We start from the raw sequence: 12705 nt of genomic DNA, 5'->3' as shown, positions 1-12705 counted from the left end.
CCTGCTATCGTGACGCGGCAAGATCTGCGATGTCCGCGGCGCCCCCGGCAAGCAGGAGCTCGGCGACTTCGATGCCCAGCAACGTGGCGCCCACTTCCGTGAGCCCGTCCGTCGCCTTCTTCTCGCGAACGGTCTTGCTGCCGTCTACGGCGCAGACCACAGCTTCCAGGTAGAGCATGCTGCCCTTGCGGTAGGCGTAGGCGCCCACAGGGGCAGCACAACCGGCCTCGAGGCGCGCCAGGACGGAGCGTTCCGCGGTGACGGCCAGTCGGGTGTCCTCATCGTTCAGCGCGGCCAGGGCCTGGGCTAGGGCGTTGGGGGCACCGTCGGCGGAGCCGGCCGTGCCCGGAGCATCGGCCGTGCGGCACTCGATCGCGAGCGAGCCTTGTCCAGGGGCCGGGAGCATGACGTCCGTTTCGAAGAACTCAGTCACGACGTCGAGCCTGCCGATCCGTTCCAGCCCCGCCGCAGCAAGCACGACGGCGTCGAGGTCGCCGCTCTTCCCGGGAACCAACGCGTCGTCGATGTTCCCCGGCAGCCCTGGAACGCGGCCCAAGCGGGTATCCACGTTGCCGCGAATATCGATGACGTCGAGGTCTGGACGGGCGGCCCGCAATTGTGCGGCGCGGCGCGGCGATCCGGTACCGACTTTGGCGCCTGCCGGAAGATCCGCCAGCTTGAGGCCATCCCGGGCGCAGAGGGCGTCCCGGACATCGACCCGTTTGGGCGTTGCGGCGATGGTGAGTCCCGGCGCCGCACCCGTGGGGAGGTCCTTCAGGGAGTGCACCGCGACGTCGCACGCGTTGTCCAGGAGCGCGTCGCGAAGGGCGGCCACGAACACGCCTGCGCCGCCCATCTTGGAGAGCGAGCCCGTGCGTACATCGCCTTCGGTCCTGACGCGCACCAATTCCACGGGAAAGCCCCCGACGGCGGCGAGCTGATCCGCTGCCTGCTGGCTCTGGGTGAGCGCAAGCTTGCTCGCGCGGGTGCCGATCCGGACCGTCATTTCGCGCCTTCTCCTGCGGGGTACGCATCATGGCCGGTGCCGACGGTGGTGTCCGCACCCGCAATCGTGGGCTTCTCTCCGCGGAAGTTTGCGCAGCAGCCGGGCCGGCAGACGTCATACCACGGCCCCAGGCCCGTCATGGCAGGACGCTCGGCGATATAGTTCGCCACTGTTCGCTCGCAAATGAGGTCCGCGAGGCCGGAAACGAACGTGCGGTGCGTTCCCGGGGTGGGTACCCGGGTGGCGGCGAGGCCGAGGTTCTTGCACGTTTCCAGGGCCTCGGTGTCCAGGTCCCAGACCACCTCCATGTGGTCGGAAACGAAGCCGAGGGGAACGATCACGACTCCCTTGATCCCCTGCCCGGCCAACTCTTCGATGGCATCGTTGATGTCCGGCTCAAGCCAGGGAACATGCGGCGCACCGGAGCGGGACTGGTACACCAAGGACCACGGAGCGGTGAGTCCGGATTCCGCTTCGACCCGCCGGACGACCTCGGCGCCGTTGGCCAAGTGCTGGGCCACGTAGGCCGAGTCCTCCTCGAAAGCGCGCGGCTCGGCGTCTGAACGCCCCGCGGCTTCGGCATCACGCGTGGGAATGGAGTGGGTGGCAAACAGGATGTGGATCGGAGCGTCCTGGAGGCCGTCTTCGGCCAGTTTTTGCTGGACTTCCGCCAGTCCTGCCGCAGTTCCCTCCACAAAGGGCTCGACGAAGCCGGGGTGGTCGAAATACTGGCGGATTTTGTCTACTTCGAGTTTGCCGTCAAGGCCGCTCTCCGTCAGCGCGATGCCGATGTCCTCCCGGTATTGGCGGCAGCTGGAGTAGCAGGAGTAGACGCTGGTGGTGACCATCAGCAGCTTTCGATGGCCGGCGTCGTAGGCTTCCTGGAGCGTCTGCGGAATGTAGGGGTCCCAGTTGCGGTTGCCCCACAACACCGGCAGGCTGATGCCGCGGCCAGCGAGCTCTGCCTCGAGCGCCGCCTTGAGGTTCCTGTTTTGTTGGTTGATGGGGCTGATGCCGCCGAATGCGCGGTAGTGGTGGGATACCTCTTCGAGGCGCTCATCCGGGATGCCGCGCCCGCGGGTCACATTGCGCAGGAAGGGAATGACATCGTCCTGGCCTTCGGGTCCGCCGAAGGAGGCGAGGAGGACGGCGTCGTACTCTTTGGGAGCCATGCGCCCGGCCTCGGTGACCTCATTGACTTCGGTGAGGCTGGTGGGCCCGGTGGAGTGGCGGCCGCTCATGCAAGAACCTCGGCGATCTCCGCAGTTGTGATTCGGCGACCGGTATAGAACGGGATTTCCTCCCGCACGTGGTTGCGGGCATCGGTGGCCCGCAAGTGGCGCATGAGGTCAACCAGGTCAACCAGTTCGGGCGCTTCCAGGCCGAGGATCCATTCCCAGTCGCCCAGGGCGAACGAGGACACGGTGTTGGAGAGGACCTGCGGGAAGTCGCGGCCAAGCATGCCGTGATCGCGCAGCATCTTGCCGCGCTCGTCGGCCGGAAGGATATACCACTCGTAGGAGCGGACGAACGGGTAGACGCACAGCCAGGTGCTGGGTTCCACGCCGCGGGCGTAGGCCGGAGCGTGGTTCTTGGCGAATTCGGCTTCGCGGTGGACACCCATGGCGGACCAGACGATCTCGGTGCCGGCGAACAGCGTGCTGCGACGGATGTCACGGACGGCCTGTTGCAGGGCCTCGGGCTTGGCCCCGTGGAGCCACACCATGATGTCGGCGTCGGAACGCATGGCGGAGACGTCGTAGCTTCCGCGAAGGACGACGCCGTCCTCGGCGAGCTTGGCAGTCAGCTGATCGAAATCCCGGGCAGCATCGGCGCTGCGCAAGACATCTCCCGACCGCTTGAACACGGTCCACAGCGTAAAGTACTGCTCTTCGGATTCGGCAGTTTTAGTGACAGATTCGGCAGAAGTGTGGCTCATGATCCAAGTCTGCCCCGTCGATGCCGCTAAGTCGAAATGTATCACTTCTACAAAGCGTAGAAGTGATACATTTCACAGTACTGCGTCGATGCACGCGGAAGTATCCGCAACCACGGCTGCCAGGCCGTTTCCGGCAAGCCAGCCGCCCACAACAGACAAACCGTCGGCTTCGGCGCAGATGCGGCGCACCTCGGCAACGCGCTGTTTATGACCGACGGCGGCAAACGGCAAGGCGCCAGCCCAACGGACCACGTCCCAGTCGAGGACGTCTTCGCGGACAATCGGCACAGTCAGCAACGTCGAGGCATCACGGAGCGCAGCCTCGAACAAGGCATCGTCATCCAGCGCGGCCGCCGACCCAGGCGCATCCCGCCCTTCCCCCCGCCCGTAGGAAAGACGCAGCACATGCGTACCGGGGCCGGTTTCCCCTGCCAGCCAGTCCCATTTCGCCGTGGCATGCGTCAGTGCCTTCGCCTCGATGCCGGCGGTTTGCGGGGCGACGAGGACCCCGGTGCCACGGGGGTGGCGGTCCAGTTCGGGCACGTCCACCACGAGCGTCACCAGGCTCACCAAGGGGCCGGCGGCGGGACGCAGCCCGGACAGCTCCGGAAGCGCGTTCTCCAGCAGCCCGACGGCGGCCGGACCGTCGAGCGCCACTACCAGCCGCCCGGCGTCGTACGTTTTTCCTGCCGCTATGGCCTGCCAACCGCCGTCAACATGGTTGATGGTATCCACCCGCGCTCCCGTAACGAGAGTCACGCCTTGCGAGCTCAACTCCGCAACGAGGACGGAGACAAGGGTGTTCATTCCACCTTTCAAGCCGCCGACGGCGGATCCGGCCTTCGCTGCTACGGCACCGCTTGGTCTTGTTGGACTTGAGGACGCTTGCCCGGCCTTGCGCTGGCTGGCCACCGCCCCGGCCAGCGAGCCGTGCTGACGCAAAGCTGCACGGAGGCCGGGGGCCACCATGTCGACGTCGAGGAGACCTGGATCGGCAGAGTGCACTCCCCCGACCACCGGCGCCACAAGCCGTTCGAGCACCCGCTTGCCCATCCGGGCCCGGACCAGCGCGGAAACGCTCGTGACTTCGGCGGAGGTGCCCACCGAGCTAGGCAAGTAGCGGTCCACGGAGGCTCGCAACGATCCCGCGAAGCCCAGGGAACGCCGGACCTCGGGATCCCACGGGTTCGCGGGAATTCCAAGCACGCCGGTCTTGGGGAGTTCTTGGGCACCGCCGGGCAACTGCACCCAGGCGCCCCCTGGATGTGGCGCAACAATGTTCTCCCCGAGTCCGAGCTCGCGGGCAAGATCGGCCACCGCGGTAGAACGCGTGGCGAAGGATTCCGCCCCGCTGTCCAGCTCAAGGCCACCAACGGTGTGGCTTCCTACGCAACCGCCCCACGCGTCGCTCGCTTCGAGCACGGTGACCGTTGTCCCGGCTTTGGCCAGGCGGTACGCGGCGAGCAGACCGGCGATGCCGCCGCCCACGACGAGGGCTGCCAGTCCGGCCGGCGCCTCCCCATTGAGTGCGTGTCCGGGCTGTGGACGTCCGCCGCGCATGGGTACTAGACCGCCGGGATCGAGTGGATGAGTTCCACGACGCGGGTCAGGACGGCAGGGTCAGTCTCCGGAGGTACCCCGTGACCAAGGTTCAGGACGTGGCCCGGGGCCGTGGAGCCGGCCGCGATCACTTCGCGAACGTGGGCTTCCAGGACCTCCCACGGCGCCGAAAGCAGCGCGGGGTCGATGTTGCCCTGCAAAGGCACGGTGCCGCCCAGGCGCCGGTTTGCCTCGTCCAACGGGAGGCGGTAGTCCACGCCTACGACATCCACTCCAACGTCGCGCATTGCGACGAGCAACTCTGACGTGCCGGTACCGAAGTGGACCAAGGGCGCTCCGAGGTGGCGGACATGGTCGAGGGCGCGCGCCGAGGCCGGGGCAACGTACTTTGCGTAGTCGGCCAGGCCGAGGGAACCGGCCCAGGAGTCGAACAACTGACCGGCCGAAGCTCCGGCTTCCAACTGGGCCCGCAGGAACATGCCTGAAGCGTCCGCAGCCCAATTGGCCAGGGCAGTCCAGGTTTCCGGGTCGGCGTGCATCATGGTACGCGGGCCCAGGTGGTCACGGGAAGGCTTGCCTTCCACCATGTACGCAGCGAGGGTGAACGGCGCACCGGCGAAGCCGATCAGGGGCGTGGTCCCCAGCTCAGCGACCGTCAGGCGTACGGCCTCGCGGATCGGTTCGAGAGCCTCCCACGTCAGTTGCGGCAGCGCCGCGACGTCGGCGGCGCTGCGGATCGGCTTGTCCAGGACGGGCCCGACGCCGGGGACGATATCCACGCCGACGCCCGCCAGCTTGAGCGGGATGACGATGTCGGAGAAAAAGATGGCAGCGTCAACATCGTGGCGGCGGACCGGCTGCAGGGTGATCTCGGATGCAAGCTCGGGACGTAAACAGGAGTCCAGCATCGCCACACCCTCACGGACCTTGAGGTACTCGGGCAACGATCGGCCGGCCTGCCGCATGAACCACACCGGACGGCGGGACGGTTTGCCGCCACGATATGCCTGGATCAGCGGGGAGTCCGCGGTTCGGCCATCCATGAGCGGATGGTTTGCGTCCAGGCTTGGGGCGGCGGTGCCTGAAACACCGCTGGCCGGTCCGCCGTTGACCGACACGGAGTGAGGCAATGCAGAACTGGAAGTCATGCCTTCGATTGTGCCGAAGTTCGGGGTCAAAAGATAACGACAGCCTGTCCCGCGTGCAACGACGTGACGGACGTCACTCCTGGCAGTGCGGAGAACCACTGGCGCGCGTTGTTCTACATGGCGACGAAAAAGCTATGATTGCTCTGCTGTGGTTCTTTTTTCATTGGTGGCTACACACGCCGACATCGATCTTGAGACCGTCGCTCAGTTGAGCAACGGTTCATCCGAGGTTGCCTCGTTCGCCTTGGCCGATTCCCAACTTGTCTCCGGAACCGTGGTCCTGGCCACCTGCAACCGCTACGAAATCTATGGCGAAACGCCCCACGCTGAGAACCTTGAAGCCGCCCGCTCGGCGCTCGTCGCCCAGATCAGCGGACTGAGTGGGCTCAACGAACAAGTCGTTTCGCGTGCCTTCAGCACCCGCACCGGTCCTGAGGTCAGCAGGCACCTCTTCACCGTCAGCGCCGGACTGGATTCCGCCGTCGTCGGCGAACGCGAAATCGCCGGCCAAGTACGCCGCGCCCTCATCACCGCCCAGCATGAAGGAACCGCAAGCCCCGGACTGGTCCGGCTGTTCCAGGCGGCTTCCAAGACCGCCAAGGACGTCGGGGCACAGACTGCTCTTGGCTCGCGTGGCCTGTCCATCGTGTCCGTCGCCTTGGACCTCGCTACAGATCTTTCGGAGAACGCCGACTGGAGCACCAAGAAGGTCGTCGTCTTCGGAACGGGCGCCTACGCCGGCGCCACGATGTCGCTGCTCCGTGAGCGCGGCTGCACGGACGTCTCGGTGTACTCGTCGTCCGGCCGGGCCGGAACTTTCGTGGCGACCCGCGGCGGTACCGCGCTCGACGCCGAAACCCTCCCCGCCGCCGTCGCCGCCGCCGATGTCATGATCGGCTGCAGCGGATCGGACACCCGCGTTGAGGCCGCAGAGCTTGCCAAGGTCCGCGCGGCGTCCACCCAGACGCTCATCGCGATCGACCTCGCACTGACCCACGACTTCGATCCCGCAGTCGGCGAGCTCGACGGCGTCGAACTGCTGACGCTCGAATCCGTGCGGCTGGCAGCACCTCAGGAACAGGCGGAGTCCCTGGCACAGGCGAGCACCATTGTTTCCGGAGCGGCAACGGCCTTCGAACAAGAGCGCGAAGCCCGCTCTGTCGACTCGGCCATTGTGGCGCTGCGCCGCCACACCATGAACGTGCTCGACGCCGAGATGGAAAAAGTCCGGGCCCGGCACGGCTGCACCGCTGCGGCCGAGGAAGTGGAGTTCGCCCTCCGGCGCATGGTCAAGCAACTGCTCCATATTCCTACGGTCCGCGCGCGCGAACTAGCGGCCAACGGCCAGCAGGACGATTACGTGGCAGCCTTGGAGGCCTTATACGGCATCCAAGTGGAGCAGCCAGTCCCGTCACCGGCTGCCGAGTGCCCGGTTGACCACCAGCAGGCGCCAACGCAGGCTGAAAGCGCCTAGCCCACGCGTCCCCGCCGCCCCCGGTGGCTGTTCGCTTCACTGAGAGCATGCGCTCCCCTGATCTCCAGGACTGGACATAACAGGATTATGTCCACCGGCAATGACCACCAATGAGCATGTCCCTTGCGGCGTGCGGGCGGTCGTGCGTGCGGGCGGTCGTGCGTGCGGGCGGTGGTCGGGGTGGCGGTTGGCGAACACCGGGGTTTTATGTGAACGCGTTAACGCCTGTCATCTCGGCAGACACAGCCCACAGCCTGTCCGCGGCTTCCGGATCTACGGCGTGTGCATCCACTCCTTGGTACCTTGCCAAGGGCGAAGCCGGGTCCGTTGGCTTGGCGATATCACAGTCTTCGCAGTACACCCCGCCCATGCCTGCCAGGGCCGGCGACGTAGCTGCCCAAGTGGACGTGGCGGCGCCCTGTTCCGGAGTCTTGAACCCCTCCCTGACCTTGCCTGCGGCGTCTATCCATCCCGCCGCGACCATCTCTTCCCGTGGCAAGTGGCGCTGAAGCTCGGTCATGATGCCGCCGGGATGGACCGCGAAGGCCCGCACTCCAGCTGACTTGCCCAGTCGGTCCAGCTCCACGGCGAACAGCGCGTTGGCCGTCTTTGCCTGGCCGTAGGCCTTCCATTTGTCGTAACCGTTCTCGAAATTGATGTCCTCGAAGCGGATCGGCGAGAGTTTGTGCCCTGTGGAGGACAAGGAGACGACGCGAGCCGAACCGGCAGCTGCCAGAGCGGGCCACAAAATGTTAAGAAGCGTGAAGTGGCCCAAGTGGTTGGTCGCGAACTGGGATTCCCAGCCCGGACCCACGCGTTGCTCCGGGTTGGCCATGATGGCTGCGTTGTTGATCAGGATGTCCAGCGTTTCGTTCGATGCGAGGAAGCGTTCCGCGAAATCCTTCACTGCGCGCTGCTCGGCGAGATCCAAGGCCTCCACTGTCACATGCTCCGGAGCGAGTCCGGCCGAGGCAAGGACGTCCTTCGCGTGCTCCGGGCGCCGGGCGGGAACCGTGACGTGGGCTCCAGCAGAGGCCAATGCCCGCACCGTTTCCAAGCCCAAGCCGGAATAGCCGCCGGTGACAATGGCCGTCTTGCCCCGGAGATCCACTCCCGCGACAACGTCCGACGCCGTGGAGTCGTGGCCGAAACCCGATCCGATGGGGTGCTGGGGTGTGATTAAGGATTCCTCGTTCATATCAGGACCTTTCATGTGCCGGCGCCAGGTTTCCAAGGGTGCTGGAGATGCTGGGGGTGGGGTTCAGTAAACCGGTTTGCCCGGCTCGACGTCGCGCACCCAGGCAAGTATCCCGCCGTCGAGGTGGCTGACATGGGTATAGCCCGCCCGCTGTGCCGCCGCCAGCACGGCAGCCGAGCGGGTCCCGCCTTTGCAATGAAACACAATCTCTTTGTCTTGCGGCAGTTCCGTCCAGGCCTCCCCCGCCAGGATGCGCCCCTGCGGGATGAGCACCGAACCATCGATGCTCACAATCTCGTGTTCACCGATCTCGCGGACATCCACCAGTTCAAAGTCGCGTTCCCCCGCCGCGCGGGCCTCGAGCATCCCGGAAAGTTCAGTGGCCGTAACGGTGCGAATCGAGTCGTCCGCGGGCTCCGGGGTGATGCCACAAAAAGCCTCATAGTCGGTCAATTCGGTGATCGGTTCGGCCGCCGGATCCTTCGAAACCTTGATTTCGCGCCAACTGCCGCCAAGCGCATCAAAGAGCGCCACGCGCCCCAGCATGGAGCGCCCGACGCCGGTGATCAGCTTCACTGCCTCCGTCACCATAAGCGAGCCGACGGCGGCGCACAGCATGCCGAACACGCCACCCTCGCCGCAGGACGGGACCGAACCGGCCGGAGGAGCTTCGGGGTACAGATCGCGGTAGCTGGGGCCGTGCTTCTCCCAGAACACGCTGACCTGGCCGTCGAAGCGGAAGATGGACCCCCAGACATAGGGTTTGCCGAGAATCGCGGCAGCGTCGTTCACCAGGTAGCGGGTGGCGAAGTTATCCGCGCCGTCGAGGATGAGATCGTACCCGGCGAAAAGCTCCAAAGCGTTGGAAGAGTCCAGGCGAGCGTTGTGCAACTGGACGTTGACGAGGGGATTGAGTTCCTTGATGGCATCCCGGGCCGATTCAATCTTCGGGCGGCCCACATCTCCCACCCCGTGGATGATCTGACGTTGCAGGTTGCTGAGATCCACGTCGTCGTCGTCCACGATTCCGAGCGTTCCCACCCCCGCGGCGGCCAAGTACAGCAGGGCGGGAGAGCCCAGCCCGCCGGCACCGATCACCAGGACTTTCGCATTCTTGAGGCGCCGCTGACCCACCACGCCGATTTCGGGAATAATGAGGTGGCGCGAGTAGCGTTCCACCTCATCGGTGGTCAGTTCCGCGGCCGGTTCCACGAGTGGCGGCAGTGCGGAAGAAGTCGAGGGCGGCAACGTTTGGGCAGCAAGAGTATTGGCCATACTTCAAAGTATCCCTGCCGGTGCCGCCCGGTCATATTACTGCGCAGTATTGTGGTCATAACTGCATAAGGAAAGGCGGCAGACAAGTGGCTGAGAGTGCACGTACCAAACAGGAGGCACAGGTCAGGCAAGATCGGACCGGTTCGCCACGCTCGGCTAGGCTGCCACGCGACGAGCGCCGGGCCCAGCTCCTCAACGCCGCCTTGGAAGTGTTTGTCGCCAACGGCTTCCACGGTGCGGCAATGGACGAAATCGCCGAGACCGCCCATGTCAGCAAGCCGGTGTTGTATCAACACTTCCCGTCCAAGCGGGAGCTCTACATGGCCCTCCTGGACAGCCATTTGGCCATGCTGACCGAACAGATGCTCACGGCGCTGAATTCGACCACCGACAACAAGGAACGCGTCCAAGCGGTCATGCGCGCGTACTACCGCTTCATTGCGAGCGACGACCAGGCGCACCGCCTCGTCTTTGAGTCCGACCTCATCAACGATCCGGACGTCAGTTCCCGATTGGAGACGTTCAACCGCACGTTCGCCGACGCCGTCGCCAAGGTCATCGCCGAGGACACCAAGCTCCCCCCGCTGGAGGCCCAACTATTGGGCCGTGGGCTCGCCGGAATGGCGCAGGTCAGTGCCCGGTACTGGCTGGAAACCGATGGCGATCTGGACCTCGATGTCGCCAGCGATCTGATCTACCGTTTAGCTTGGCGCGGAATCAGTCGCTTCCCGAAAGAGTCCTAGACTACAAATAGAGGACTGAGTAAATTCTTGATTGGCTGGGAGGCCCTGCTGTGGAAGTAAAGATCGGCATTCAGAACGTTGGCCGTGAGATCGTGCTGGAATCCGCTCTGGATGCCGAGGCTGTCGCCAAGATCGTGGGCGACGCCATCAGCAATGGCACAGACCTGCGCCTGACCGATGAAAAGGGCCGCCAGGTCATCGTTCCCGGCAACGTCGTGGGGTATGTCGAGATCGGGGCTGAAGAAGTACGCCGGGTCGGCTTCGGCGCGCTCTAATCTTTTACGTCAGAACACCAGCGAGCCAGGAGTCCGCATGCTCTCACTTGTCATCGTGGCGCTAGCCACCATCGCGTCAGGCTTCATTGTCTGGGGAACTGACAAACACCGTGGCACCTACGGAATCACTTTGCCCGCCGGTGTATCCGTCGCGGTGGCCATGCTGAGTTGGATGGTCTTCATCCAACTTGGCTTCGGCTACCAGCCCGGAGTGACGTGGATCCCGTGGGTCCTGCCCATCATTTTGGGTACGGTGGCTGCCGCTGTTGTCTCGTTTTTCCTGGGCCGCCATCGGGCCCGGCACAACACCGCCCAGTTGACAGCGGCCCTGCGGCTCTAGCGGACCTAGGTAACAAAGCAGTAATACTCGTTCTTATATGATGCTAGCCACATCTTTTCTGAGCCTAAGGACGTAAATCTCTTACGAGTCACCCCTTACGCATGGGAAATTCGAGCTGGCGACCTACCGTTTCGCCATGATCAAATCTTTTTACGACGTGGTAATTGTTGGCGGAGGCCACAACGGTCTCACTGCAGGGGCTTATCTGGCGCGCGCGGGCAAAAGCGTGCTGCTGCTCGAGCGCGAAGACCATCTTGGGGGCGCCGCAGTTTCGGCCGCGGCCTTCCAGGGAGTCGATGCCCGCCTGTCGCGGTACTCGTATCTCGTCAGCCTTCTCCCGAAACAGATCATCGACGAGCTGGGGCTGGATATCGAGCTTGCCCGCCGACGCTACTCCTCCTACACCCCCATCCCCGGTGATACCACCGGGGGGCTACTCATCGACAATGGCGATGAAGCTGCCACCCGCAGATCTTTTGTCCGTGTTGGTGGCGGATCCGACACAGATTTCGAGGCCATGCGGGACTTCAACGCAGACACCGAACGTCTGGCTCGAGCACTTTTCCCGACGGTCTGCGGGCCGCTGCCGACCCGCTCAGAAGCCCGGAAATTGCTCGACGACGACGCCCTGTGGGAAGAACTCATCGAAAAGCCGCTCGGCCAAGCCATTGTCCGACGATTTGAGAACGACCTCGTGCGCGGCGTCGTAGCGACCGATGCACTGATCGGGACGTTCACGTCATTGGACGATCCGTCTTTGGAGGCCAACCGCTGTTTCCTCTACCACGTCATCGGAAATGAAACAGGTGACTGGGACATTCCGATCGGCGGAATGGGAGTCGTTTCCCGCGAACTGGAGCGGGCCGCCAGGGAAGCCGGGGCGCACCTCGTCACGGGAGCCGAGGTCACCTCAATTTCTGCCGACGGCAATGTTCACTATCGCCTGCAACATGAGGAACATGCGGTCAAAGGTCGGCGCATCTTGGCCAACGTGGCCCCTTGGGTGCTCCGCGAGCTGTTAAACGGGGACAACACTGAGGAAATCGCCCGGCCCGAAGGCGCCCAAATCAAAGTCAACCTGCTGCTCAGCCGGCTCCCAAAACTCCAAGACGAATCAGTACCTCCCGAGGCAGCATTCGGAGGAACATTCCACATCAACGAGGGTTACGGCAGGCTTGAGAGCGCCTTCCACGAAGCCGTCCAAGGGGCCATCCCAGGCCCGCTGCCTTGCGAGATCTACTGTCATTCCCTGACGGACCAAAGCATCCTCTCGCCTGAACTCGTCGCTGTCGGAGCCCAGACACTCACCGTGTTCGGGCTGCACGCCCCTGACCGTTGGCTCAACGAAGAAAACAACGATGCCCGCCGAGGCCAGCTCCAGGCTGCCGTGCTTGCATCCCTAAATTCGGTCCTTGCCGAGCCGATCGAGGACCTTATCCTCAAAGACGCCACGGGAAAGCCATGCATTGAATCCAAGACCACATTGGACCTTGAACACGCTCTCAACATGCCAGGCGGCAACATCTTCCACGGACCTCTGCAGTGGCCGTTCCTTGAGGATGACGCCCCGCGCAATACCGCAGCCGAACGGTGGGGGGTCAATACCGGCAACCCCCGGATTCTTCTCTGTGGTGCCGGTGCCAGACGGGGCGGCGGAGTCAGTGGACTCGGCGGCCACAACGCTGCAATGGCAGTCCTGGAAGACCTCGCCGATAAATAGGCACCATCTGAAAAACACGACGCAACA

General features: G+C 64.3%; 12 protein-coding genes. 5 read left to right on the top strand and 7 right to left on the bottom strand.

Annotated features, from left to right (window positions below; all coding sequences use genetic code 11):
• Window positions 1-4: 4 nt before the first annotated feature.
• The 5 genes from hemC to hemE form a co-directional block, all read right to left on the bottom strand.
• A complete protein-coding gene (hemC, locus tag ABD884_RS04575) occupies window positions 5-1006 on the bottom strand; it encodes a hydroxymethylbilane synthase (protein WP_345038072.1) in 1002 nt (333 codons plus the stop codon).
• On the bottom strand, window positions 1003-2247 hold the full coding sequence (locus tag ABD884_RS04570; RefSeq protein WP_345038058.1) for a ferrochelatase: 1245 nt from the start codon (window positions 2245-2247) through the stop codon (window positions 1003-1005). Before ABD884_RS04570 ends, hemC begins: the two co-directional genes overlap by 4 nt.
• Window positions 2244-2945, bottom strand: coding sequence for a hydrogen peroxide-dependent heme synthase (gene hemQ / locus ABD884_RS04565; protein WP_028264907.1), 702 nt, complete (start codon window positions 2943-2945; stop codon window positions 2244-2246). Before hemQ ends, ABD884_RS04570 begins: the two co-directional genes overlap by 4 nt.
• Window positions 2946-3017: 72 nt before the next feature.
• Window positions 3018-4505: a protoporphyrinogen oxidase gene (gene hemG / locus ABD884_RS04560; RefSeq protein WP_345038042.1), complete on the bottom strand. Its 1488-nt coding sequence runs from the start codon at window positions 4503-4505 to the stop codon at window positions 3018-3020.
• A 5-nt stretch (window positions 4506-4510) separates the two neighbouring features.
• Window positions 4511-5653 carry a uroporphyrinogen decarboxylase gene (gene hemE / locus ABD884_RS04555; RefSeq protein ID WP_345038023.1) on the bottom strand — a complete coding sequence of 381 codons (1143 nt, stop codon included), beginning with the start codon at window positions 5651-5653 and terminating at the stop codon, window positions 4511-4513.
• A 148-nt stretch (window positions 5654-5801) separates the two neighbouring features.
• On the opposite strand from hemE, the gene ABD884_RS04550 reads away from it, so the two are divergent.
• The gene (locus tag ABD884_RS04550; protein ID WP_345038012.1) at window positions 5802-7127 is read left to right on the top strand and encodes a glutamyl-tRNA reductase; all 1326 of its coding nucleotides are present in this window, start codon (window positions 5802-5804) and stop codon (window positions 7125-7127) included.
• Between the two features lie 205 nt (window positions 7128-7332).
• Here the strand turns inward: ABD884_RS04550 and ABD884_RS04545 are convergent, their stop codons facing one another.
• Together ABD884_RS04545 and moeB are read right to left on the bottom strand one after the other, a co-directional pair.
• Window positions 7333-8325: an SDR family NAD(P)-dependent oxidoreductase gene (locus tag ABD884_RS04545; protein ID WP_345038001.1), complete on the bottom strand. Its 993-nt coding sequence runs from the start codon at window positions 8323-8325 to the stop codon at window positions 7333-7335.
• Between the two features lie 63 nt (window positions 8326-8388).
• Window positions 8389-9600: a molybdopterin-synthase adenylyltransferase MoeB gene (moeB, locus tag ABD884_RS04540; RefSeq protein WP_345037994.1), complete on the bottom strand. Its 1212-nt coding sequence runs from the start codon at window positions 9598-9600 to the stop codon at window positions 8389-8391.
• A gap of 86 nt (window positions 9601-9686) precedes the next feature.
• On the opposite strand from moeB, the gene ABD884_RS04535 reads away from it, so the two are divergent.
• The 4 genes from ABD884_RS04535 (at window position 9687) to ABD884_RS04520 (ending at window position 12678) form a co-directional block, all read left to right on the top strand.
• Window positions 9687-10343: a TetR/AcrR family transcriptional regulator gene (locus ABD884_RS04535; RefSeq protein WP_051422883.1), complete on the top strand. Its 657-nt coding sequence runs from the start codon at window positions 9687-9689 to the stop codon at window positions 10341-10343.
• A gap of 50 nt (window positions 10344-10393) precedes the next feature.
• Window positions 10394-10618, top strand: coding sequence for a DUF3107 domain-containing protein (locus ABD884_RS04530; RefSeq protein ID WP_028264914.1), 225 nt, complete (start codon window positions 10394-10396; stop codon window positions 10616-10618).
• Window positions 10619-10655: 37 nt separating this feature from the next.
• Complete coding sequence (locus ABD884_RS04525) at window positions 10656-10958, top strand: hypothetical protein (RefSeq protein ID WP_028264915.1); 303 nt, start codon at window positions 10656-10658, stop codon at window positions 10956-10958.
• A 136-nt stretch (window positions 10959-11094) separates the two neighbouring features.
• Window positions 11095-12678 carry a phytoene desaturase family protein gene (locus ABD884_RS04520; RefSeq protein WP_345037977.1) on the top strand — a complete coding sequence of 528 codons (1584 nt, stop codon included), beginning with the start codon at window positions 11095-11097 and terminating at the stop codon, window positions 12676-12678.
• Window positions 12679-12705 lie beyond the last annotated feature (27 nt).

Origin of the sequence: Arthrobacter methylotrophus (assembly GCF_039539965.1) — a bacterium.
Taxonomy (GTDB): domain Bacteria; phylum Actinomycetota; class Actinomycetes; order Actinomycetales; family Micrococcaceae; genus Arthrobacter; species Arthrobacter methylotrophus.
The sequence above is the reverse complement of the archived record's forward strand: the minus strand, read 5'-3'. Positions and strand labels throughout refer to the sequence as shown.

What these genes read in the sequence shown, in the direction of transcription:
- ABD884_RS04525 (WP_028264915.1), top strand. Translation starts at nt 10,656, where the DNA reads ATGCTCTCACTTGTCATCGTGGCGCTAGCCACCATCGCGTCAGGCTTC.
- hemE (WP_345038023.1), bottom strand. Translation starts at nt 5,653, where the DNA reads ATGACTTCCAGTTCTGCATTGCCTCACTCCGTGTCGGTCAACGGCGGA.
- ABD884_RS04570 (WP_345038058.1), bottom strand. Translation starts at nt 2,247, where the DNA reads ATGAGCGGCCGCCACTCCACCGGGCCCACCAGCCTCACCGAAGTCAAT.
- ABD884_RS04520 (WP_345037977.1), top strand. Translation starts at nt 11,095, where the DNA reads ATGATCAAATCTTTTTACGACGTGGTAATTGTTGGCGGAGGCCACAAC.
- hemQ (WP_028264907.1), bottom strand. Translation starts at nt 2,945, where the DNA reads ATGAGCCACACTTCTGCCGAATCTGTCACTAAAACTGCCGAATCCGAA.
- moeB (WP_345037994.1), bottom strand. Translation starts at nt 9,600, where the DNA reads ATGGCCAATACTCTTGCTGCCCAAACGTTGCCGCCCTCGACTTCTTCC.
- ABD884_RS04545 (WP_345038001.1), bottom strand. Translation starts at nt 8,325, where the DNA reads ATGAACGAGGAATCCTTAATCACACCCCAGCACCCCATCGGATCGGGT.
- hemC (WP_345038072.1), bottom strand. Translation starts at nt 1,006, where the DNA reads ATGACGGTCCGGATCGGCACCCGCGCGAGCAAGCTTGCGCTCACCCAG.
- hemG (WP_345038042.1), bottom strand. Translation starts at nt 4,505, where the DNA reads ATGCGCGGCGGACGTCCACAGCCCGGACACGCACTCAATGGGGAGGCG.